Annotated in this window: 15 protein-coding genes; 6 read left to right on the forward strand and 9 right to left on the reverse strand. The window is 51.3% G+C overall.

All coding sequences use genetic code 11. The features are described 5' to 3' along the window. Window positions 1–5,484, reverse strand: a 5,484-nt coding sequence (locus tag LBF86_08220; GenBank protein ID MDR0665484.1) for a hemagglutinin repeat-containing protein, incomplete at its 3' end; no start/stop codon positions are given. A gap of 1,089 nt (window positions 5,485–6,573) precedes the next feature. On the opposite strand from LBF86_08220, the gene LBF86_08225 reads away from it, so the two are divergent. Next, entirely contained in the window at window positions 6,574–7,209 is a 636-nt protein-coding gene (locus tag LBF86_08225; GenBank protein MDR0665485.1) for a hypothetical protein, read from the forward strand. Between the two features lie 553 nt (window positions 7,210–7,762). On the opposite strand, the gene LBF86_08230 is transcribed toward LBF86_08225, so the two are convergent. From LBF86_08230 to LBF86_08250, 5 genes are all read right to left on the reverse strand, one after another. Next, a complete protein-coding gene (locus LBF86_08230; protein MDR0665486.1) occupies window positions 7,763–8,431 on the reverse strand; it encodes a cytochrome b/b6 domain-containing protein in 669 nt (222 codons plus the stop codon). Then, window positions 8,424–9,389, reverse strand: coding sequence for a 4Fe-4S dicluster domain-containing protein (locus LBF86_08235; GenBank protein MDR0665487.1), 966 nt, complete (start codon window positions 9,387–9,389; stop codon window positions 8,424–8,426). Before LBF86_08235 ends, LBF86_08230 begins: the two co-directional genes overlap by 8 nt. Window positions 9,390–9,397: 8 nt before the next feature. Beyond that, the gene (locus LBF86_08240; GenBank protein MDR0665488.1) at window positions 9,398–9,655 is read right to left on the reverse strand and encodes a DUF2892 domain-containing protein; all 258 of its coding nucleotides are present in this window, start codon (window positions 9,653–9,655) and stop codon (window positions 9,398–9,400) included. A gap of 13 nt (window positions 9,656–9,668) precedes the next feature. Further along, the gene (locus LBF86_08245; protein ID MDR0665489.1) at window positions 9,669–11,048 is read right to left on the reverse strand and encodes a DUF3373 domain-containing protein; all 1,380 of its coding nucleotides are present in this window, start codon (window positions 11,046–11,048) and stop codon (window positions 9,669–9,671) included. A gap of 238 nt (window positions 11,049–11,286) precedes the next feature. Beyond that, window positions 11,287–12,660 carry an FAD-dependent oxidoreductase gene (locus LBF86_08250; protein ID MDR0665490.1) on the reverse strand — a complete coding sequence of 458 codons (1,374 nt, stop codon included), beginning with the start codon at window positions 12,658–12,660 and terminating at the stop codon, window positions 11,287–11,289. 157 nt (window positions 12,661–12,817) lie between these two features. On the opposite strand from LBF86_08250, the gene LBF86_08255 reads away from it, so the two are divergent. Beyond that, on the forward strand, window positions 12,818–13,153 hold the full coding sequence (locus tag LBF86_08255; protein ID MDR0665491.1) for a hypothetical protein: 336 nt from the start codon (window positions 12,818–12,820) through the stop codon (window positions 13,151–13,153). Between the two features lie 758 nt (window positions 13,154–13,911). Here the strand turns inward: LBF86_08255 and LBF86_08260 are convergent. Genes LBF86_08260 through LBF86_08270 form a run of 3 tightly spaced genes read right to left on the reverse strand, consistent with a single transcriptional unit; the run spans window position 13,912 to window position 16,589 of the window. Beyond that, on the reverse strand, window positions 13,912–14,997 hold the full coding sequence (locus LBF86_08260) for a PilT/PilU family type 4a pilus ATPase (GenBank protein MDR0665492.1): 1,086 nt from the start codon (window positions 14,995–14,997) through the stop codon (window positions 13,912–13,914). 22 nt (window positions 14,998–15,019) lie between these two features. Then, a complete protein-coding gene (gene gatC / locus LBF86_08265; GenBank protein ID MDR0665493.1) occupies window positions 15,020–15,310 on the reverse strand; it encodes an Asp-tRNA(Asn)/Glu-tRNA(Gln) amidotransferase subunit GatC in 291 nt (96 codons plus the stop codon). Beyond that, window positions 15,300–16,589, reverse strand: coding sequence for an MFS transporter (locus LBF86_08270; GenBank protein ID MDR0665494.1), 1,290 nt, complete (start codon window positions 16,587–16,589; stop codon window positions 15,300–15,302). Before LBF86_08270 ends, gatC begins: the two co-directional genes overlap by 11 nt. A 67-nt stretch (window positions 16,590–16,656) precedes the next feature. On the opposite strand from LBF86_08270, the gene LBF86_08275 reads away from it, so the two are divergent. From LBF86_08275 to cadA, 4 genes are all read left to right on the forward strand, one after another. After that, on the forward strand, window positions 16,657–17,244 hold the full coding sequence (locus tag LBF86_08275; protein ID MDR0665495.1) for a non-canonical purine NTP pyrophosphatase: 588 nt from the start codon (window positions 16,657–16,659) through the stop codon (window positions 17,242–17,244). A 103-nt stretch (window positions 17,245–17,347) separates the two neighbouring features. Further along, the gene (locus LBF86_08280) at window positions 17,348–19,684 is read left to right on the forward strand and encodes a TIGR03545 family protein (GenBank protein MDR0665496.1); all 2,337 of its coding nucleotides are present in this window, start codon (window positions 17,348–17,350) and stop codon (window positions 19,682–19,684) included. Window positions 19,685–19,843: 159 nt separating this feature from the next. Next, window positions 19,844–20,797, forward strand: a complete 954-nt coding sequence (locus LBF86_08285; protein MDR0665497.1) for a sel1 repeat family protein — start codon at window positions 19,844–19,846, stop codon at window positions 20,795–20,797. A gap of 59 nt (window positions 20,798–20,856) precedes the next feature. Further along, window positions 20,857–22,917 carry a cadmium-translocating P-type ATPase gene (gene cadA, locus LBF86_08290; GenBank protein ID MDR0665498.1) on the forward strand — a complete coding sequence of 687 codons (2,061 nt, stop codon included), beginning with the start codon at window positions 20,857–20,859 and terminating at the stop codon, window positions 22,915–22,917. Window positions 22,918–23,610 lie beyond the last annotated feature (693 nt).

Consider the following 23,610-nt stretch of genomic DNA (forward strand, 5'->3'; position numbering starts at 1 on the left):
AGCGGCTATAATGGAGGTTTGGTTGTTTACCCAATTATCGGAGTATTTAGCGGCGTTTGCGCTTAGCGAGGACGATCCGCTTGATCCAATATTGGCGTTTGAGCCTTGGGAGTATCCGAAAGAGGAGTCTTGAAGAGAGATAAGGCTAAAGTCGCCGCCAACCGTTAAGGATATATTGTCTCCGATTAACGAAGCGCCTTTGATTACGGTATCGCCTCCCGAATAAAGCGATAGATCGCCGACTTGTATAAGGCTGTTTTGATAGTAGTTAGAACGATCGGAAGCCATAGAGAAGCCGCCTCCTCCGCTAACGCCGACGCCAGCCGTCCCTACTGAGACGGAAGCCTCTACCTCTTTGGTTTGGGTTGAGGATTGGGCGGCGTTTTTAGAGGCTGATATATTGATATTATCGACTGCGGCGATAACGGCTTGGTTTGCCGTTAGGACGGAGCCTTCGACGGTTATATCGCCTCCGGCGTTCAGCGACAGAGCGTCGGCGCTTAGCGACGAGGCTTTATTTGAAACCCGCGTTTGTTCCGTAACGGTCTGCGTTCCTTTAACCTCCATAGAGGCGTCGGCGTAGAAGCCGCCGGTTTCGCTAGAAGCGGCGGCTTTAGCTCCGGCGGCGGCGACAGCCGTCGTAGCTTGGGCTAAATTGGCGACGGCGACGGCTATATTGGTTTCATAGAATTTCAAGTCGCTTGCGTTAATTCGCGGATCGCGCTTGGCTTCGTCGTAAGCCCTTTTAGCTTCGTCGACGGCTTTTACGGCTTCAGACAGGTTGGCGACGGCGATATAAGCGTCGTTGTAGCTGTTGCCAACGCCTATTGATAATTTGGTTTTTAGCTCGTTTAACTCCTCTTTTACTATGGCTATCTCTTCGGCGGACAGTATGTTGATATTATTGGCGGCGTCGATAGAGAGCGTATTGGCGGCGTCGACGATCGAGCCTAATATGTTAACGTCGGAGCCTGAAACGATATCGATGGCGCCCGCGTTAATAACGGAGGCTTTTTCAAACGATGTTTGCGTTTGATAGCTTTTATCCGTTTGCGTTCCCGTAACGCTTATGCTCGCGCGCGAAGAGCTAACCTCTACGCCGCCGCCCGTAATCGCCGATCGCGACGAAGATTCGCTTGTTTGGGCGGTTTCGGCGGCGGAGGCGATCGTAATATCGTTAAGCGCCGCTATAGATACGCTCCCGATAGCCTGTATATTAGCCGCCTCTAAAACGACGTTTCCGTCCGATCGCAAAGCAATATTATCGGCGGCGAGATTCGAGGACGAGCGTTCTACGATCGATCGTCTTTCGGAGTTTGAGCGATCCGTCGTAATATCAAACTCCAAGCCATAAGCGCCGGCGTAAAACGCCGCTCCCGCCACAACGGTTTTCAGAGCGCCTCTTAACCCCCAATAGCTCTCGTCCCACGACTCGTCGCGCAAGGCGACGCTATTTACGATAAGGTTATCAAGCGAGCGCCCGTCCTCCGATATATAGCCGCCTTTAGCGTCTGTGAGCGCCGAGCCGGTTTCGTCTTTAGCGACGACGATCGATCCTATGTTCAAATTGTTCTTGGCGTTTAGATTCGCCGCGCTTATAATAATGTCGCCTTTAGCGTCTAGCGCGACGTCGTTCGCCCAAATACCGGCTTTGCCTAGACTTTCCGTATAGCTTCCCGTATCGGAACCGCTCTTGGCAACGACGTTCTTTTTCTTCGTAACGCTTTGTTCGTATTGAGAATCCACCGCCGAAACGATCGCCAAGTCGCCTCCGGCGATCAAATTGACCTCTTGATCGGCTTTAATAAAAGAGCCGTAAACGAAAACGCCGTCGGCTATATCGGCGTTCATAGATCCGCCTACGTTCCATTCGGAACCGTCGTTAATCAAAGAACGCTCGCTCTTAACGGTCTTTTTTGAGGAAGAACCGAGTATGGAACTAGACGAGGAGGATTTTACGGAAGTTTTATCAGTTTCGTTAGCTACGGACGTTATTAACAACGAGCCGGCTTGCAGATCGACGTCGCCTCCTACGAGCGCTTTCGTTCCGTAGAACAAAGCGTCGTCGTTTGCCTCTATACGCAGATTGCCTCCTATATTCAAAGCCGACGTTTCGTTGGTTGTAGAGTTTTCGGTAACGGCATAGCCGTTTTGACCGTAAAAGCGAGAGTTGCGCAACGCGACGGAATCGAATACAACGCTCTCTTGCGCGGACAGACGCGCGTCGCCGCCCGCGCTTATCGCTCCGGCGCCGTCTATGATCGAACCTCCCGTCATAACGTTTAGAGCGCCTTCAGCCGTAGTGGAGGCTATTTGCGAAATTACCTCGTAGCGATCTTGTCCGATCGCAAAAGAGTTCGTTGTAGATTGATTTATATAGTCGCCCTGCGCGGAGATTGAGAGCAAATCGCGCGAGGCTATAGAGCCTCCGACGTTTTTTATGTCGCCGTTTGCGCTAAGATACACGTTTTCGCCTAATATCGACGCGAGCGGATCGGAAACGCCGTAAAGCCATGCGAGCGGGTTAACGGAGCTTTGATTTAGTATATCCGAGGCGCTTAAACGAAGCGAGCCGCCGGATTTAATCGTTCCGTTTATGTTGGCGATCGTTCCGTCGGAAGCGATCGAGAGTCGATCTTCGGCTTTAATAACGCCTGAATTGGAAAGCCCGTCGGCTATAAAAAAATCTACTACGTCAGCCTCTATGATAGCTCCGTTTTCAATAGCGATACGACCGCGCGAGGCTTCGCCAAGATATACCTTCGGCGCTAAGACGCTCTGTCCGCCTATATAAACGAACTCATACCAGATAATATCGTTGGTTAAAACGGCGATCTGTTCGTCGGCAAGCGACACGCCGGGTTGAAGCTCCAAAGCCAACGCCGCCGACACGCCGTTTTCCAGTAGCGCGTTGAATATCTCCTCGTCGCTTCCTCTAGCTAAATAATCGGGCGACACTCTTCCAATCGCGTCTAAAACCAACCGCTGTTCGACGAGATTATCTCCCAAACGTTTAACGTCCGATTGGGGGACGTAGCCGATTCGATCAAAGAAATACGAAGAGCCGAGCAGTTTATCTACGTCCGTAAACGCCGCGCGACTTTCGATTAAATAGTTGCGATCCGCCGTTTGATTACGATTTAGCGCGTATAGAGCGTTTAGATCGCCTTGCTCGATCGCCTTGTCGCCTCCAATTAACGAGAGCGGATCCACAAAGCCTTCGTTAGCGGCGATTGATTGAATATTGTCCGCGTATTGGCCAAAAGAGAGATCCGAGACGACGGGAATATCCGAAACGTCCGACGACGCGCCGTTTTCCAGATTGGAAATAGAGCCGCTAATAGTCCCCGCCGCTTGAATATAGGAGTTTATAGAACCGGTTTGAGCGACGGTTTCAAGCGGAAAGTATTCTTGCCACGTTTTGGTCCTATGTCCGTACTGAACGCATCCGACAACAGGTATTTTGATTTTGCAATATTCTTCTTCTTTGCTTCTGGTTACCTCCCCTACAATATACTTGCTTGCATAAAGAGGAAGCGAAATGTTGGCAAACGTTTCTCCTGTCGCGTAAATATCCCCGCCGCTTTGAATATACGAAAGATTGTTTGTCAAAGAGCCGACGTTTAACTCCATATCCTCGCTAGATCGTATAACCGATCGCTCGCTTTCGTTTAACGTAGCCGCATCCGCATAAACGCTTTTTGTTTGATTGAGAATGTATTGGGTCGAATATACGCGATCGTAAGCGTTCGCTCCGGTTAAATATCGGTTGATTAGATCGGAGCTCGCGATATATAACCCGCCGCCGCTAAATATCCGCGATCCGTCGTTTAATACAAGATCGGCGCGCTCGCCGTCGCGATCTACGCGCAGAGATTGTCGCCCGTATATAACGCTATCGCCGGTATTGTAAAGATTGACCGCGTTTAGATAAAGATCGCCCTCGGAGTAGAGCGCCGCTCTGTTTTGGTTGTAAAGCGCCAGCGCGTCGATCGTCAGATCCTCTTTCGCGGCTAGCGCGTAAGAGTCGTTGACGATTTTATTCGCGCCTTTTATATACAGCGAGCCTAAAGCGGCGTAATCTCTTTTTAGCTCCAGATTATTTCCGCTTAATTCAATTACGCTTCGCTTGCCGCCGTTAATCCCGATTCTATCGTCTATCGCGAGATCGCTTCCAAACGAAACGATCAGATCGCGGCTTGATCGAAACTCGCCCGCATTATCGTGGGTATTCGCCCTTACGTCTAGCAACGCGTCCGCCGCCAAAATACCGCCGTCGTTTTCTAAGCGATCGGTCGATACGACGGTTGCGTCCGCCGCGATAACGCCCCGATTGTTTAGCGCTTGAGTCGCGATTGAGAGCCGATCTAAAGATCCTATCGATCCAACATTGTTTAGCGCGTCAGATCGTATATCGGTTTTGGTTTCGGATACGATAACGCCCTCGTTATCGATCGTTTCGGCGCTAAGGGCGAGAACGTTTTTGGCTTGAAGCGTCCCGCTATGCGCGAGCGAGTCGGCGTTTATAACGAGATCGCTAGCGTACAGCGTTCCGTTGGTTTGCGTATCTGTAGCGGCGATTAAGGCGGTTTTAGCGGCGTAAGCGTCCTTAAGTTGAAGCGAGCCGTCCGCTAGGATCTCAAGATCGTCCGCCAAAGCGACCAACGCCGCGTCGCTTTTAACGCCAAATCCCGCGTCCGTAGAGACGATTTTAATCGATCCCGCATACATAGAACCTAGCGCCGAAGCGTCGATGGCCAAACCGATTTGGTTGTCCGACGTTTGCGTTAACAGAGAGGTTATGGCCTTAGTCGCGTAATCAAACTCCTCGTTTCCAGCGTATATATTTATCCGCTTTGATCCTAATATCTCGCCCGTAACGCGATGAACTTTCGCGACTAAATCTACGCTGTCGGACTCTCTAGCGTCAAGCCCCAAAGCGCCTATTAGCAGCTCTTTGTCTCCCATATTGAAACGCAAATCGTCGAAGCCGGGTTTAGAGCCGCCTACGATTAGCGAAGCGCGAGAGGCGTTGATAAATCCGCAACCGTCGCAAGTTATGCCGTTTGGATTGGCGATAATCAGTTCGGCCTTAGAACCAAACACTTCAGCGTAGCCTTTTAAGTCGCTTCGCTTATTGCTTGTTACTTCGTTAAGTATGACTAAGGCGCGATCGTTGGCTTGGAAGTTTGGGTTTGCCATAAGAGCGCCGCCCAGCTTTGAAACGCCGAGCTGATCGCTGTTGTTGAATATCGCGCCTTGCTTGTCTATGTTGAAATTGGAATAGGTGTTGCGCGAAACGCCGTCGTTGTTTGGTCTGGCTATCTGTATAAGATCGACGCCGTTTTGCGCTTTATCGAGAGAAGTCTTAGAATTTGGATCAAGCTCTATCGACGCGGCGCGTAGCGGAGCTAACGCTTGAGAAAAGATAAGACATAAGGAGAGCAAAAAAGAGATTTGGGGTTTCGGACGGGTTTTTAGCATTTCGCGATTGCCTCCGGACGACAATATAAAGCGGCGACAATTATACAGCAAACAGTTTAAAATCAAGCATAAATGTTGCGGACGGCGGAAGCCGAAATAAAAGCGTTGATTCGTTAGCGCGGTAAGTCGGGCTTAGCCGTCCGCGTCTAATCCGCTATCGTTTGCGTCGGCAGTCCTTACGGACGCTAAAGCGCTCGTATATTTTTGGAATTGGGAAGAGGCAGCCTTAAATTGCAAAATAGCAAGGCGCAAAAAGTTAATCGCGCCAGAAGATCGCTCGAAGCTCAAGATAACGCTTGAAATACCGAAAATCGCTTCGCTGGCTGACGAATGCCTGTTTTAACGTCGGGACTTTTTACGACTATATAGCCCGTTATATCTTCAGAAGCAATCGCTATCCACCCTCTTGCCGCGTTCTTTTAAGGTATGCCGGACTGAATACCCGTCAATAATACGCTGGATATTATTATCGGGATTTTTGAAAACGAGACTGTCGCCCTGCTCGCTGAAAGCTAGTTCAATTCGGCGATCTTTTTATCGCATGCTTTCTCGACGGCAATTTTTCGTTAGAGCCTTGTATTTTTCAATAACGACGGCGATAAGTTTTTTTTGTTCTCGTTTGCGACTGCGGCGTAATATTTAGCGCGGCGCTACTCGACGCTTCTTGAGACGTTGGCGCTTTTGGATTCTTAACGCCCCTTTTCTTTCGGTTGTGGAGCTCCTTCGTTTTTTCAGGATGACTTACGCGCAAAAGCTCCGCAAAATGAATTAACGCCGTTACATTATCATGTAAGATAATCTTCTATTTTTAAGTAAGTTTTCAGCCCATTTTGCGCGTTTAGCGCCGTTTCTTGCCGCCTTATCAGATTCGCCGCCTCTCGTAAAGCCGCCGAGTTCCTATCGCCGATATTCGTCCGTCGCGCCTGTCCAGCGTTCGCAAGGTTTTACGCGCGCCAAATGCGAAAAACGATCGATTTTGACGATCTAGCTTAATTTTTAATCACGCTTACGCGCATTTTTAGATTAGGGTATCGGCAAAATATACCGCTCAAAAAACGCTATGTAACGAAACAACAATAAAGGCGGGCAATGCGATATAGATTAGGGGGCTTTACCTTAGCGGAGACGATCATAATCGTAGCGGTCGTCGGCATTTTGGCTATGACCGCTACAGTCGTCTTTCGAGAACCCGACAGGCTGGCTTTGGCTAGAGATCAAATTATCCTCCATATTCGTTACACGCAACATCTTGGCGTGATGGACGATAAATTCGATCCATCCGACGCTAACTGGCGTTTTAGGAGATGGCGATTAAGATTTGAAAACACTGGATTTCCCGAATACGCGGGCGGGAAAGCAAACGGGTGGTCGTATTCTATTTTCGCGGACAAAGACAAAGGCGCCAATAACGCGCCTTCGCTGGGCGAACTAGCGAAAGACCCGCTTACAAAGCGGCTTTTAAGCGGCGGTTTCAACGACTCCCTCAAAAGCGCCGATCCTAGGGCAACTCCAGAAATGGCGTTATGGTATTGGAGAGTTGAAACGCTTGTATTCACAAATTGTAACCGGAGTATCGCTTTCGACGAGATTGGTAGACCGTATAACGCGGGCGCTAAGACAATAAAGGCGCTGACTAGGACCTGCAAGATAACGCTAAAAGGCGAAAACGAAGAGAGCGCGAGCGTTTGCATCGAGCCTGAAACTGGCTACGCGCACGAGTGTTAAGCCAAGCGTAGCGCGCCGCGTAAAAAGCGCGCCTTTCAACCGCCCTCTCCCGTCATACCCGCGCGGAGCGATAGAAGCGTAAGCGCTTCGTAATCGAGCGGGTATCCAGACGCGCCGAAGGCGTGAAAGATATAGATTTTCGTATTTCTCCGAGCCTTATGAGAACGGATTCCCGCCTTCCTACCGCCTTACCGCTCCTACCCGCGCGGGCGTTTCGCTGGAATGACAAAGAGACGAATGTTTTCATGGGTATGACAATGCGCGTTATATCGCCAGCTTCCCGTCATACCCGCGAAAGCGGGTACCCATCTTTAATGATTGTTGTTATAGATACTCGCTTGCGCGGGAATGACAAAAAGACGAAGCGCTTAATCGCTTTCGCTTGCCAACAAGAAACGACGCGAGCGATCGTAATCGGCAAGCGGGCGATTTTCGCCAAAACGCCGAACGCTTAATTAGGCAAACGCTAGTCAAGCGCAACATCTGGGGGGGGGGTCTGTATGTTACCCACGCATTTCGAACGCTTAGTTAAGCAAACGTAGCGGCGATTTGTTTATTCTCGCGCGTCCTTAAGTTTTGCGGCTTCCTTTACTCCCTCTTGCCAAAGAGCGTGTCTATGGATCGCGTAATCCGCTTCGACCTTGCCGCTAAACATCGCGCTTAGCAATTTGCGGTTCGGCTTGAACAAAAACGCCGCCAAATGTCCGACGATCCCAAGTATAACTAGGATCATTCCTAGATTGTGTAGCTGCGCCGTCCAGAGGTGAAGCGCGTCGGGTATATTCCAACCCGCGACGTTTTTCGCCATTTTGATTAGCCCCGTAACGATAAGCAATAACAGCGCAAAGGCGATAAAACCGTAAGCCAGCCGTTGTTCGGGCAGATATTTGCCGCTTGGCGGCTCCTCTTTAGAGCGTATCATCGCCCAAATAACCTGTAGCGAAGCCTTGAAATCGCCTTTTTTTGGCAGTATGTCAAACTCGCGTCGCAAACCATGAGCGGTTATATGATAAGCGACGGCGGCAAGTAGCGCGATCGCAAAAACATAGTGAATCCACAGCGTAATTTGGTAATCCGCCGTCCATGCCATAGCGCTTAGATCGGCGAGCTTATAGCGTTTGTATGCGGGCAACTGCCCTATGCCGCTAAAGATCAATCCAAAAACGCTTACCGCGATAGTCCAATGAACAATCCTGTTTGAAAGACTTTGGCGTTTAATCACGCTTGCCTCCTTTATATACCGCGATCGCCGCGCTTGCCGCAGCCGCGATCGGCGCGATTAACGCCGCGGCGAATAGAGCGTCCGCGCCTTTTAACTTGCTTTCAACGCCTACGGGCATTTGCGGGCGACCGTGCGCTTTGTCGCCGCCCTTTTTAGCCGCGATCGCCGCGTCGATCTCCTCGAAGGGAATCTTTGAAACATAAAAGGTCGCGGTTCCGCCGCCTTCGTTAACGCCGTAGATATATCCGCCGATCGCTTCGGCGCGCCGTTTTGCCTCTAGTTTCATATCGGCTTTATCGCCAAACATAATCGCGTTTTTAGGACACGCCGACTCGCACGCGGGTTTTTGATCGTTTGCCAGCGAATCGGCGCACATATCGCATTTATACATCGAGCCGCCGCCCATAAGTTTAGGCGCGATCTTTGTGTATATACCGACTCCCGCCTGCCGTTGCGGGATATTCCAAGGGCATACGTCGCGACATTTGCTTCCGCCCATGCAAAAATTAGCGTCTATGCCGACCGCGCCCTCTTTGGATTTGCCGATCACGCCGAAGGGACACAGCTTTTGACAGGCGGGATCGTCGCAGTGCATACAGCGGCGCGGCAGATAGATCGTTTGCCCCGCCGCTTCGATTTTCTCGACATACGTCCAATTATACGGCGTTAAACGGTTTATTACGTCGCGTTTGCCCGACCAGTCCTCATGACGCTTTTGGGGCCAGTAATCTATCAGATATTTTGGGTCTGGGCGAGGAAACCTATCGGCGTTCTTTTCGCGGCACGCGCCGACGCACGCGGGCGCGGGTAGTTTCGCGCACCCGTCGCATAGCGTTAGATCGATAATCGATCCTTGTTCGCGGCGCGGTTGGCTCGCCGCTTTCGCGTCCGAAGGCGCGAGCGCGGCGCACGAGAGCGCGCCGATCGCCGCCGTTTTGAAAAAACGTCGTCTGTCCATTTTGAGCGCTACTTGTTTGCGTCCGCGCCGCAACAATCGCGGCGGCAGTTTTCTCCGCGTTTGTCCGCGCAACGCCGCGTCGCAAATTTTACAAAGCTATAAAGCGGACACACGCCAATCGCGCCCGTAACGATCATAATAAGCCCGATCGCGCATAAAACCCATGAGAGATACGGACCAAAAGCGTTCAACAGGGTAATTACGCCGATCGCTAAGCCTAAAAGTATTCGAGCCGATCGGTCGATTACGCATACATTCCTTTTCATCTTAAACTCCTTGCTAGTATTTGTAGCGGATATAAAACCGCAGATCGCTCGCCTTATCGACGAGGTTTGGTTGATTTTTAATTTTTATCGGCGCGCCCTCTTCTCCAAAAAAGGCGTTAGACCCAGAGTAGTCGTAATCGATATAGGTATAACGCGCTTGGAAACTAAGTATCTCGCCCGCGATCGGTTGCGTATAGTAAATCTCGTACGCCTTGCCGCGCGCCGCCATTTTCGAGCCGATCGCCGTATCTTCGCCGTATGTGAAACCGCGCCAATACTTATCGCCGTAGTTAAACTCCGCCCCGATCGAGCCGCGTTCAGACCAGAATGCGGGAATCTGCGCTCCGACATAGACGCTTTGTCCTGTTTTGGCGTCGTTAGAGCCGAGCATTTTACGATCGCCGCTAGGGTCGCTTTGGCTTGCCGAGTAAGCGACGAAAAACTTGGTTTTATCCAGAAAATCGTTTATAAACTCGCCTACGCCCTCTTGAACATAGGCGACGGAAGCGATGTTGATCGCGCCAAAATCGCGAAAGCCGCTTTTGGGCGCGCCAGAAGCGTCAAGCTCGTAGCCGATAAGGTTTGTCCCTCGCGCAAGTTGCGTTATCACGCGATATTGCCCGTCGTAATACGGTTGAAAAATTACGCCGAACATATCGATATTGTCTCTATGCGATTGAGTTTTGTCGCTCGCGTAATCCGCGCCGTCTTGGCTAAAGCGCGGCTTTGCGTTTGTTAGCCCGCGCCCCAAACATAGTTTGGCGTACATGCCGTCAACGCCCGTTAGCTTGTCGAGCCTAAACTGAAAGCTAGCGCCGTCGAACTCAACGTTGATCGCCTGACTAAGCGGCGATTGCGGCGCGTCGTCCTCGCGGTAGTGTAGCGGCAAACCGCCCGTGGAAGGACGGCGACCAAAACTCGCCGTATATGGAAGGTTTTCGCCGATCGAGCCGTTATATAGAAAATACGCCTGCCGAACCTTTAGCGTATTGTCCGAAGCGCTTTCATTAACTATCCAGTCAAAATCGCCGTATTGCGGCGCGACGTTACCCTGCGCGTGATTTACGCTATCGCCATATAGCTTGTTATAGGATAACTGACCAAAAAAGGCGACGGCGCTTTGCGGCTGATATTTCATATTAAGCCAAAGGCGCGTAGAGAGCAGATCGTTGTTTTTGGCCGAGCCGCCGTTCGCGAATTCATAGCGGATTACATCTACGCTAGAGCGCAGATCGACGCCGAACTTTAGATTATCCTGCGCGCTCTGTTTTCTTACCTCGCCAAGATCGTTTCGTAGGCGCGCTATTTCAGCTTTAAGCGCGTCGATTTCTGCGTTTTCGGCGGCGTAAGCGCCGCATAACAACGCCGTCGCAAAAACGGTTTTACGGATCATTATTAACTCCTTGTAATATCTGAAATCATTAAACGGCGGCGCGGCAACGCCGATTTTCCCGCGCAAATCGCGGCTTTACAGGCAGGCGAATTTGCGTAGCGAGGCGGCGCGCCGTCTTGTCGCTTTCGCGTTCGGCAAACGCGATTTGTTTCATCCGCCGCGCCTTTTGTCGGCGATCGCGTATCGCGCCGCCAATCAAGCGATCGCCGCGCGAAAGACAGACGACAAAACGCGCCATTTACGCGCTTGCTTTCAACATCGCTTTATACATTGGCATAAGCGCGCGCGTCTTAAGAAGCCACCACATCCAGCGTTCTTGCGTAGGGTCTAGCGGGGCGCTAGGCAGTAGCGTGTCCGATCCGTCCGCGCCCTTGTAGCCGAACTCAAGCATCATCACGCTGCCATAGTTGGTGATCAGCGGGCAAACCGTGTAGCCGTTATACTGTTGGCTTGGCGCTTTTCCTTGCATAACGTCGACGAGATTTTGCGCGACGATTTGGTAGTGTTTGCGCACGCTACCGCCTGTTTTGCCAAACGGCGTAGCCACAATGTCGCCCGCGCCAAAAATCTCTGGGTAGGTTTCGCTTTGAAGCGTTTTGATATTTACTTTCAAAAATCCCGACGGATTGGCTAGTTTTGGATTTTGCGCCACAACCGCCGCGCCGCTTTGGTCTGGAACGATGTGAATAAAATCATACGGTTTTACGACATTTTCGCTCTTTTCCACTTCAATGCCAAGCTCTTCGTCCTTTACTAGTTTTGCTACGGCGAAAGTCGCCTCGCGCCGTTTGGCGTCGATTTTTATAAGTTTGCTCTTGAACTCGTGCGACATCTCTCTTTTGTAATAGAGTTTTTCGATCGCCTCCGCATAGGCTTTCACGCCAAACCACGCGCCGCCCGTCATCATTTGAGTCAGATTCGCGTTATCGCGTTTGCCGTTTCGCCTTATGTAATCCTGCGCCAAAAACGCGATCTTTTTAGGAGCGCCGCCGCATTTAAGCGGCGTAGCCGTTTCGCAAAAGAGCGCTGAAACTTTGTTTAGCTCGCTTTGCTTTGCCAACTCTTGCAACTGACCAAACGCGGCTGTCGCGCCTTCGTAAGCGTAGATCGAGGCTACGCCGTCCTTGCCTAGCATAGAGCGATTTAACCCGTCGATCGCCTCGTAGTTCAAATCTATACCCGCGGCTATAACCAAAAAATCATAACTTACCGTCTCGCCGCTAGAAAGCGTTACGAGTTTGCCGTCGGGATCAAGCGCGAGCGCCTTTTGTTTGATCCACTTTACTTTTTTGGGTATATAGTCGGCGTTGTCCAGCTTTGAATAATCGGCGCTAACCACGCCGCCCGCAATCAGGCTAAAAGCGGGTTGATATAGGTGCGTTTGCGTATCGTCGATAATCGTAACGTCGGGTTCTTCAAGTAATTCGCATAGCTTCGCGGCGGTCGAAACGCCCGCCGCTCCGGCGCCGATAACGACGATTTTACCTTTGGCGTTGATTGCCGCTAACGCTTTTGTCGGCGCGATCGCGGGGCTAAACGCCAACGCCGCGCCCGCGACGCCGGCGATCTTGAGCGCTTCGCGCCGTGAAATAGTCGTTTTCTCTCCAATCATTTATATTCCTTTCTCGTTTGAAAGATTGCAAACAGGAAAATATATCGGGTTTTTCCTTCATTTATTCTTAAAAAAGAATAAAAGAGCGTGTAATTTAAGCATAAAATAAAATAAATGTAATATAATAACGCCCCAAATCAACATCAAAGGGACAATTATGAGAAAGATTTTCATCGCTCTGGCGATTTTGACGCTCGCGGGAACGGCGGCTTTTGCGGACGCGGACGCCGATACGGGGCAACGCATATACCTAAAAACGCTAAGCGATCATACGGGCATGAACGGCGCGGATTTTGCGGCGCTACATACTACGGCGGAGTGGAACGCGCTTTTTGACGGCGACGCGGAGGGGTTCGTTAAAGAGATTGGGCAAAAGTATCCAAACGCGTTGCCATATTTAAACGGCGAAATGTTCGCAAAGCACAGACGGTATCTGAAGGCGTTTATGGCGAGCTACTCCAAAGACAGCGGCAATTTCCCAAGTTGTAACTAACTTAACGCGCGATCGCTTCCAAAACAGGCGAGCGATCGCGCCGCGGATCGAGCTAGGGGTCTAAGCGCGCCAAATAGGCGGCGCTTTGCCGCGCATTGTCATTCCCGCGAAAGCGGGAATCCATAAAAAGGTTAAAAGCCTATGCGACGCGCCCATATTTCGATTATTTGAAAGAGACGGATACTCGCCTTTGATTACTAACCGCTCGCGCTTGCTCCGCGCGGGTTGCGTAATTTTTCGGCTCCAAGATGGATTTAGCCGTCCCAGAACGCCCGTTAAATAGCCTTTAATCGAAGGTTGTCGGCTCGACGCGCCGTTAAGCGCGCAATTACGGGCAATATAATCTATCGGTTTGTTCCAAAGCGCAAAAACCGCCGTAAGTTCCGCGATCGGCATATTCGGAAAACAAAAAAGACGGGGGCTTTTGCGCAAACGATAGTCCGCGATCGCGCATTGACATATACCGGCGGTTCTCTATCGCAAAAACGCAAAAGCCGCTTTAATAAAAATAAAAACGCGCGAAAACAATATAAGGCGCTCGGGGAAACGCGACCCTAAACGTTTTGAATCCGCGTCTATCTCTTCGCGAGCGAGCTAAACGCTAAAGAGCCGAGCGTTTAGAAAACGCTTGATTCGCCCGAAACGCGAACAAAACGTCTCGGAAAAATAGTCGCTCTAGGCGCGATAGCGACAGATCAAACGCCGCCCAGCGCTTGGACGGCTAGACGACGAATTGCCCGGCGTTTTCGCGAAATTTGTTACCCCGCTAGCTCGCCGACGCCGAGCGCTTTTTTCATCTCGTCTTGATTCGACGCGTATTTCAGCGCGTTTTCTCTGTTGATCTCTCCGGCGCGGAAGGCTTTGATCAGCTCCTGCGTCTGCGTTTGCATCTTGGTTTGCGACTGCCCGATCTGCATTGTAGAGTAGATCTGGTGCAGTTTATCGTCGCGTATGAGGTTGGCGATCGCGGGGATATTAACCATAATCTCAAAAATCGCCTTTCGTCCGCCGCTAACTTTTGGCATAAGCACCTGCGAAACCACGCCTAAAAGCCCCATAGAAAGCTGCGTGCGGATCAAAGCTTGTTCGTCGGTCGGAAAAACGTTGATGATACGGCTGATCGTCTGCGGCGCGGAGTTGGTGTGAAGCGTGCCAAGCACCAGGTGCCCCGTTTCGGCGGCGGTAAGCGCGGTTCGGATCGTAAGCACGTCGCGCATTTCGCCCACTAGGATAATATCGGGGTCGGCGCGCAACGAGTATTTAAGCGCGTTAGAGAAACTGTGGGTGTCCTCGCCGATGCTTCTGTGCGAAACTATGCAGGTTCCGTGCGGGTGAATAAACTCCACGGGATCCTCGATCGTAATAATATGTCCTTTTTCCGTATGGTTTATCTCGTTGACTATCGCCGCCAACGTCGTCGTTTTGCCGCTGCCCGTTGGTCCCGTAACGAGAATCAGCCCCTTTTGACGTTTGATTAGGTCTTTAAGCATAACCGGCAGGTGCAAACTATCGATCGAGGGAATTTGCGTAGGTATTATGCGAAACGAAGCCGTTACGTTGTGCCGTTCGTAATAGTAGTTGCAACGAAAGCGCCCGATGGTCGGCATATCGAGCGCAAAGTCAAGCTCTTTCTCCTCTTCAAATTTCTTCTTTTGCGAGTCGGTCAATACGGAGTAACACATAGTTTGAACCGTATTGCGGTCGAGCTTTGGCAAGTCGAGCGGCGTTATTATCGAGTGAATGCGCACCTGAGGCTCGGCGCCGACAATAAGGTGCAAGTCGCTCGCGTCGTGCGCGATAACAGTTTTTAAGAGCTGATCAAGGCTCAAATCGCTTAGTTCCATACTCTGACTCCTTTTTTTTAGTTTAACCTACGACTCTAGGCGTGATAAAACTTTGACCGTCGGATTTAGGCGCGCGCGCGATTAGATCCTCAAAAACGGAGCGATCCTCTTTAGGCTCGTCGGCGCGAAGCCTCGCCCGCGCGTTAAAAAGCGTAGAAATCGCGTCGATGCGGCTTGTGTCCAACTCGTTTAGCTTTTCCACAAAGTCCAAAATCTCGCTCAAGCTACGCTTAGCCGCTTCGCGCTTATTAGGCGCGATAGTCAGCCGCGAAAGCGTTTCCAAACGATTCAACAACTCGTCGTCAATTGTCATCGGTTTCCCTTTGAAGATAATCTAGCAGAGTTTTGCTTGAAATTATGGTCGGATCATAGCGCACAAATAGTTTTTCGGCGCGATAACACTCCACGACTCCGCGATATTTTTCAATCGCCTCTTGCGTTAGCGCGCGCGGCAGCTCGATCGCGATCGTTTTCGTTCGTCGCGGATTGTCCACGCCAAAAATTAGCGCCAGCCAAACGACGCACAGAGCGCAGAGCGAAACCGCCAGCGCGGAGAGTCCGTAGCCCCCGTAAATCGCCCCCGCTCCCGCGCCGCCGACGAAAACGCCGCAAAATTGACAGGCGTTGAACACGCCGAGCGCCGATCCGCGCTCGTCCGCGCGCGCGAATTTTGTCGCGCTCGACTGCATTAGCGGCTCTAAGCTGTTAAGCCCCACGAAAAGCGCCATAACCCAAAAAACAAAACTTTCCGGACAAATCGCAATCAAAATAAACGTCGCGATCAAAATAGCGACGCCTATTAGCATAACCGCTTTGACCGCGCCTAACTTTTCGCCCGCGCTAGTTCCAATTCCCATAGCCAAAACGCCGCAAAAAAGCGCGGGCAAATAGACGCGCCAAAGCGTGTCCAGCTCAAAACCTTCGTTTTGGGTCAAAACCATCGGAATCATAAAAAACGAGGCGGTCATAACAAAGCTGTGTAAAAACATCGCGATATTCAACCGCCGCAAATTACGATTGGCAAATACGCGGCGTATCTTATTGCCTCTGATAGGCTCGATCGGCGTGATTTTCGGCGGGCTAGGCGCGATCGCCAAAATCGCAAGCGCGGGAAAAACAAGCGCGAAACTAACCCAGAATAGCGAAGCCACGCCGAACTTCGCGCCCGCGAGCGGACCCACAAGCAACGCGACGACGAAGCTACAGGCGATCGACATGCCCATCGCCGCCATCGCTTTGGATCGATTCTCCTCGTCGGTTAGATCGCCGATCGTAGCCGTGATAACGGCGCTAACCGCGCCTGCGCCCTGAATAAACCGCCCTATTATCAAAACTATCGCGTCGTCGGCTAACGCGCATATCGCCGAGCCGACGGCAAAAACGCACATTCCGATCGCGATCATCTTCTTGCGCCCTAGCCGATCGCTGAGCGCGCCGAAAGGATACTGAAAGATCATCTGCATAAGCGCGTAGCCTCCGACCGCGAGTCCCGCCAAAAAAGGAGCGCCGCCCTTTAGGTTCGCCGCGTCGATCGCCAATACCGGCAAAACGAGAAAAAGTCCGAAAAATCTCAACGCCAAAATCGCGCACAAATATAAAATTGGCTTAATAACTAATCCTTAACGTATTGGAAGCTCGGATCATATATGATCCGCGATTATGCGACTGATTTTAGCCTCCTCAAACAAAGGCAAAGCAAAAGAGATCGCCGCTTTGCTCGCGCCTTGCGACGTAACGGTTTACTCCGAGTTGATCGAGCCGATCGCGATCGACGAAAACGGCGCCGATTTCGCACAAAACGCGCTAATCAAAGCGCGCGCCGTTTTTGCGGCGTTAGGCGATCCTTCGGCGCTCGTTATCGCCGACGATAGCGGCGTCGTCGCGCCGATCTTGGGCGAAAACGTCCCCGGAATACATAGCGCCCGATACGCGGGGCTAGGCGCTAGCGACAAAGACAATCTAAGCAAAATGATCGACGCGATTAAAGCAAAAGGCGTAGATCGAACGCCGGCGTATTACGAAGCCGCGATCGCGCTTAAAAGCGAAAAGGGCGAACGAACGGCGAGCGGCAGGCTTGAAGGCGCGATCGTCGTCGAGTCGCGCGGCGCGTTTGGCTTTGGCTACGATCCGATCTTTATCCCTAAAGGTTTTAAGCAAACGCTTGGCGAGTTAAGCCCCGATATTAAAGCCTCGATAAGCCATCGCGCGAAGGCTATCGAGCGGATTAAACCGTTTCTTGGGTTTTAACGCGAGAGAGATCGCTTTTTGCGATCAAAAGAGCGTTTTATAGGGTCTGCGCGGAAAATAGTTTTGCTACAATGCAGTAGAAATTAAACCAAAGCGCAACGGCATGTATGACGTTTTTATAAAGTTTATGCGGGCGCTGAACTCGGCGGATCGCTCTTGGCAACTCTCTTTGGCTTTGACGCTAAGCGTGTTCGTAGGGCTTTCGCCCGTTTTCGCGCCCCATCTGATCGTCGTTTGCTTGCTGGCGTTTTTTCTTAACATAAACATCGGGATTTTTATCGTAGGTTGCGGCATTTTCGCGGCGATCGGCTACGTAGCCGATCCGTGGATCGAGTCTTTGGGCTACTATATTTTGACTCTGCCGAGCTTAGAAGGGCTTTGGACGAGCGCGTATAACAACCCGTGGATAAGCCTCTCAAACTTCAACCATACGATGATCTTAGGCTCGTTAGCCGCTTCGTTGATTATCGCTATTCCCGCATTTTTTGTTTTTCAGATTTTGGCGAAAAACTACCGTTTTATTCTCTCGAAGATCCCGCTGCTTCGCGCTATGCTAGAAGAGCCAAAACCGAAAAAGCCTAGCCTGTTTCGCTGGTTGGGGTTGATCGCTTTTACGGCGTTGTTTGGCGGCGCGGCGGTTTTTTGCGCGTTTTTTCTCGACGCGATCCTAAAAAATTATCTTGAATCGGCGTTAAGCGAACCGATTGGCAAACAGGTTACGATCGACAAGCTACAAACTTCGTTCAGCCCGCTTTCGATCGCGATTGAAGGCGTGCAGATTCCCGATCGCAAGGATAATATGAAAAACGCCGTCGCAATCGAACGCGTCGCGTTTAATCTCGACATGGCGCGCGCCTTTCACAAAAAAGTTTTGATCGACGAGCTTGCGGCAAACGGCGTAGTTATTGGACAAGCGCGCCTTTCTCCCTCCAAAGATCTGCCCAACCCCCCCGCGCGAGAAGAGGTTAAATCGGACGCGAAAAGCGCCGAATCTAGCGAAGGCGGATCGTTTTTTAACGAGCTGTCAAAAGAGCTGCCCGATCCCAAAACGATCTTGAAAAACGAAAATCTTTTAACGCTGACGGAGAGCAAAAAGATCGAAGCGCGCTTAATAGAGATTAAGACGTATTGGAACGAAATCGCGAAAACCAAATTTGACAAAAAGGCGTTTGCCGATCTGGAAAAACAGTATAACGATCTAGCCGCTAAAGCCAAGAAAATCACAAACGAAAAAGATTTAGCCGAAGTATTAAGCGCCGCGCGGACGCTTCAAAAAGCGCTAAAAGAGCGCAAAGAGGAATACGCGAATCTCATTAAACGTTTTGAAACCGAGCGCGACGAGGCGAGAAACCTTATTAAACGTCTCGCGGAGCTGCCAAAAGAGGATTACGAGGCGCTTCGCAAGAAATATAGTTTCGATATAGGCGGCTCGCTTAATCTCGCCGAGGCGTTGCTTGGAACGGAGATTGGCGACTACATCGATCAGGCGCTAGAGTGGTACGAGCTGGCGCGCCCGTATATCAAAGACGCGCTAGAGGCAAGATCGCAGATTAAAGGCGATCCGCTTCCTAAACCCGAACGCGGCAAGAGCCGCGTGGTAACTTTCGCCGAATACGATCCCAAACCGAACTATCTAATCAAAAAGGCTACTTTCGATCTGACGACAAAAGAGGGTAATCTCTATCTAGCGTCGCTAACGGGCGCGACGGACAATCAAAAAATCACCCGCGCGCCTATGGAAGCGCTACTTAAAAGCGAGCGGGTCAAAGATTTTGATTCCCTCTCGTTCAACTGGATTCGCGATCGCTATAAAAATAACGACGATCGTTTCGCGCTTAAGTGGATCGGCGCGTATCAGCGCGGCTTTAGCAAGGGCAAGTTTTTTATGAAGAGCGCCAAGATGGATTGGAGTTTTGCCGGAACGATCAAAGAGGGGAGGCTCGAATCCAAGCTAGAGGCGCTTTTCAGAGAGACCGCGCTCGGCGTTGAAAAACCTAAAACCGAGCTTGAAAAACTGCTGTCCGACACGCTAGAAGGATTAAACAAGTTCAGCGTTTCGGTTAGGCTATGGGGCGCTCCGCTAAAACCCGACAGCTCGCTTTCAAGCGATCTTGACGATCAGCTCAAAAAGCGATTCAAAGTCGCTTTGGAAAAACGGCTTAAAGCCTATGAAGCGGAATTAAAAGCGCAGATCGAGGCTATCGCGAAAAAAGAGCTTGCCAAACTCGGCGCGGGCGAGGCGGATATAGCCGCGATCGAAAAGGTTATTAAGGGCGAAGCGAGCCTAATTGTCGCGCTGGAGGAACGAACGGGCAAAAACCTCTCCGAAGAGGGGCTGAAAAAGGAGTTGCAAAAAGCGTTGCAGGAAAAGGCGAAAGCCGAACAGAAAAAACTTGAGGATTCGCTCAAGCAAAAACTGCGAGACGCGCTTAAAAAGTAGCGAGAGCCAAAGCGGGGGATAAAATCTTCGCTTTCGCGATCGATTGCGTTAAACGCCGCGCGACAAGCTAAACTTGAAACAGCGGCATATACGGTAAAGGTTTATACGCTTCTTGAGTATAATGCGTCAAAATTTGACTTAATTGGGGGGATAATAGATATGTTGGTTAAATCGGCGGCGATTTTCGCCGTTTTCTGCGCCGCGGCGTTTGCCAGCGCGCAAAGCGATTACGAAGCGGGGGCGAAAGCCGAAGACGCTGGGGATTATCAAAAGGCGGCGAGGTATTACGAAAAGGCGTGCGACGCAAACCACGCGGCGGCGTGCAACGATTTGGGCTTTTTATACGGCGAAGGACAAGGCGTTTCGCAAGATTATAAACGCGCCGCCGCGCTTTACAAAAAGGCGTGCGATAAGGGCGAATATATGTTAGCCTGCGCCAATCTAGGCTACGCCTACGACGAGGGCGAAGGCGTGGCGGTCGATCACGTAAAGGCAAACGAGCTATATAAAAAGGCGTGCGACGGCGACGACGCGCTTGGTTGCAATAATCTTGGCTACTCCTACGAAATTGGCGAAGGGATCGGAGTCGATCTAGAGCAAGCGCGACGGCTTTACGCAAAGGCGTGCGACGGCGACGAGCCGCTTGGCTGCTATAACCTCGGCGATCTCTACAAAAATGGAAACGGGGTAAAAAAAGATTTGAAAAAAGCGGCGCAATACTATGAAAAAGCGTGCGATAGCGGCGAATATATGTTAGCCTGCACCAGTCTAGGCTACGCCTACGACGAGGGCGAAGGCGTGAGGGTCGATCACGTAAAGGCAAACGAGCTATATAAAAAGGCGTGCGACGGCGGAGAGCCGCTTGGTTGCAATAATCTTGGCTACTCCTACGAAATTGGCGAGGGGATCAATGTCGATCTAGCGCAAGCGCGACGGCTTTACGCAATATCATGCGACGGCGACGAGGCGCTTGGCTGCTATAACCTAGCCGAAGTTTACAGAAATGGAACGGGGATAAAAAAAGATTTGAAAAAAGCGGCGCAATACTATGAAAAAGCGTGCGAATTGGGCGACGAGGACGCGTGCGAGGAGGTCAAAGGTTTAAAGAAGTAACCGCGCCCTCGTAAAAAAACCGAAGCGTTGCGTTTAGCGTCGAATATCGAAAGAGGCGAATGAAAAGAACGGCGGCGATTAGCAAGATGACGTGCGCTAGTTGCGCGTCGCGGATCGAGCGAGCGTTAAACAAACTTGAAGGCGTAAAAAAGGCGAGCGTCAATCTGGCGAGCGAAAAGTTGACGATCGAGTATGAAAATATCTCGTTCGAAGCGATCAAAGCGCGCGTCGAAGCGCTTGGTTTTGGCTTGTCGGATAAGCGCGCGGAGAGCGACGAATCCGACAAAGTTTTGCGCCTCAAACTGATCGCGGCGATCCTTTTCGCCGCGCCGCTTTTATATCTCGCGATGGCGCCGATGACCGGCTTAAAAAGCGTAAGCGATCCGCTGCTTAACGCGATTATTCAGGCGTTATTGACGGCGCCTATTATCGCCGTCGGCTATCGTTTTTATCTTGTCGGCTTCAAAACTCTTTTTGCTCTCTCGCCCAATATGGATAGCCTGATCGCGATCGGAACTTCGGCGGCGTTTGGATACAGCCTATTTAATACGATCCGTATCGCGCTTGGCGATTTGCACGCCGCGCATAATCTCTACTACGAAAGCGCGGGCGTAATTATCGCGCTGATACTGCTTGGCAGAACGTTGGAAGCCAAAAGCAAATCGCAGGCGAACGAGGCGCTTAAAGCGTTGTTGGATCTCGCGCCCAAAACGGCGATCGCCGTTGAAAACGGCGCGGAGGTTGAAAAGCCGATCGGCGAAATAGCGATCGGCGACGCGCTGATTGTAAAACCGGGCGGGCATATCCCAATCGACGGCGAAGTGATCGGCGGGCGGAGCTTAGTTGACGAGTCCATGCTAAGCGGAGAGAGTCGCCCCGTCTCCAAAACGATCGGAGACGCGGTTTTTGCGGGGACGATTAACCAAAACGGTTTTTTAACCTTTCGCGCTTCCGCGACGACGGGAGAAACGGCGCTTATGCGAATAGCGCGAATGGTGGAGGAGGCGCAAGGCTCCAAAGCGCCGATCGCGCGTCTAGCCGACAAAATTAGCGGCGTTTTTGTGCCGGTTGTCTGCCTAATCGCGGTTGCGGCGAGTTTGGCGCAGTATCTCGCAGGCGCGGATTTCGCCTTTGCGCTGAAGGTTTTCATCTCGACGCTAATTATCGCCTGCCCGTGCGCTCTAGGGCTTGCCACGCCCGCCGCGATTACGATCGCGACCGGCTTAGCCTCTAGGCGCGGCGCGTTGATTAAAAGCGGCGAGGCTTTGGAGCGGCTTGGGAGGGTTTCGACGATCTTTTTTGATAAAACGGGAACTCTAACGGAGGGCAAGATCGGCGCTAGTTTTAACGGCGATCGCTCTCTTTTGCCGACGCTCGCCGCCGCCGAAGCCAAAAGCGAACACCCGATCGGCAAAGCGATCGCCGCCTTAGCTAAGCCGCTATGCGAGGCAGAACGTTTCGAGGCTATCGCCGGCTTTGGCGTAAAGGCGGTCGTAAACGGCGACGAAGTGGAAATCGGCTCGCAAAACGGGGAGATAACGGCTACGATCAACGGAGAACCGGTCGGAAGTTTCGCTATAGCCGATCGTCCAAAAGCGGACGCTAAGGCGGCTATCGAAAAGTTAAGAACTTACGGCGCAGAGATCGTTATGCTTACGGGCGATAATGCCAAAACCGCCGAAACGATCGCTAAAGCGCTAGGAATCGAACGCTACGAAGCCGCTTTGCAGCCGCAAGACAAGGCGGTTTTGATCGCCGCCGCGCAAAAACGAGGCGAGATAGCGGCGTTTGTCGGCGACGGGATCAACGACGCGATCGCCTTGACGCAAGCGGACGTAGGGGTTGCGATCGGCGCGGGAACGGATATAGCGATAAAAAGCGCGGACATAGTGTTAATGCGCGGCGAATTGATAGCGATAGCCGAAGCGATAGCGATCGGTCGCGCTACGATAAAAAATATCAAACAAAACCTATTTTGGGCGTTTTGCTATAACGCGATCGGCGTTTCATTCGCCTGCTTTGGCGCGCTAAACCCTATGATCGCGGCGCTAGCTATGAGCTTAAGCTCCGTTTCGGTTTTGGCGAACGCCTTGCGTCTTAAAAAGCTCAAAATCGATTAGATCGCCTCCGCGCGCAACCGCAGACAAAGCGCGATTTGCGCGGCGTTTTACTTTGGAAACGACAAGAGGGCTTAACGGCTTTTAGGCAAGGCGGTCGCTCTGCGCTTTTAAGAGGAATTATATTCGTCTAGATCGTTTGGCGGCAGGCGCCGTAAGCTATAAGCGCGCAAAAACAGAGCGATATTTAACGCCCATAAACGCGGCTTCAAAAAGCCAAAAGTAACGCCGTATCGGTTTAGTTTAGTGCGTTAAGATTTTTTAAGCGTTTCTTAAAAAGCCGCGTTTTATTACAAACGTTTGACGCAACTTTTATATTTACTGTTGAAACGCAAAACCCTAATCGCGGCGATAATGATCGAGAGAATGTAACGCGCGCGAACGAGGTTTATTGATTTTTTCAGCGCGTTAAAGCCGACAAACCCGCCCCGCAAATAACTTTATTCTCGCTCTTTCCCCGTCATACCCGCGCAAACGAGTATCCAGACGCGCCGAAGGCGTGAAAAGGTTTGCGTCATGCCCGCGCGGGTGATAGAAGCGCAAGCGCTTCGTAGTCGAAGGCGGGTATCCGTCTCTTTCAAACAATCGCGATATGGGCGCGTCGCATAGGCTTTTAACCTTTTTATGGATTCCCGCTTTCGCGGGAATGACAAGAATGTGGATTTCCGCCTTCCTAATGCGCCTTGCGTTCCTACT

This window comes from Helicobacteraceae bacterium (genome assembly GCA_031258155.1).
Classification (GTDB): domain Bacteria; phylum Campylobacterota; class Campylobacteria; order Campylobacterales; family SZUA-545; genus JAIRNH01.

Bases quoted from the DNA above. Each gene is read 5' to 3' on its own strand.
- LBF86_08225 (MDR0665485.1), top strand. From the start codon at position 6,574: ATGCGATATAGATTAGGGGGCTTTACCTTAGCGGAGACGATCATAATC.
- LBF86_08235 (MDR0665487.1), bottom strand. From the start codon at position 9,389: ATGGACAGACGACGTTTTTTCAAAACGGCGGCGATCGGCGCGCTCTCG.
- LBF86_08240 (MDR0665488.1), bottom strand. From the start codon at position 9,655: ATGAAAAGGAATGTATGCGTAATCGACCGATCGGCTCGAATACTTTTA.
- LBF86_08245 (MDR0665489.1), bottom strand. From the start codon at position 11,048: ATGATCCGTAAAACCGTTTTTGCGACGGCGTTGTTATGCGGCGCTTAC.
- LBF86_08250 (MDR0665490.1), bottom strand. From the start codon at position 12,660: ATGATTGGAGAGAAAACGACTATTTCACGGCGCGAAGCGCTCAAGATC.
- LBF86_08255 (MDR0665491.1), top strand. From the start codon at position 12,818: ATGAGAAAGATTTTCATCGCTCTGGCGATTTTGACGCTCGCGGGAACG.
- LBF86_08260 (MDR0665492.1), bottom strand. From the start codon at position 14,997: ATGGAACTAAGCGATTTGAGCCTTGATCAGCTCTTAAAAACTGTTATC.
- gatC (MDR0665493.1), bottom strand. From the start codon at position 15,310: ATGACAATTGACGACGAGTTGTTGAATCGTTTGGAAACGCTTTCGCGG.
- LBF86_08275 (MDR0665495.1), top strand. From the start codon at position 16,657: ATGCGACTGATTTTAGCCTCCTCAAACAAAGGCAAAGCAAAAGAGATC.
- LBF86_08280 (MDR0665496.1), top strand. From the start codon at position 17,348: ATGTATGACGTTTTTATAAAGTTTATGCGGGCGCTGAACTCGGCGGAT.
- LBF86_08285 (MDR0665497.1), top strand. From the start codon at position 19,844: ATGTTGGTTAAATCGGCGGCGATTTTCGCCGTTTTCTGCGCCGCGGCG.
- cadA (MDR0665498.1), top strand. From the start codon at position 20,857: ATGAAAAGAACGGCGGCGATTAGCAAGATGACGTGCGCTAGTTGCGCG.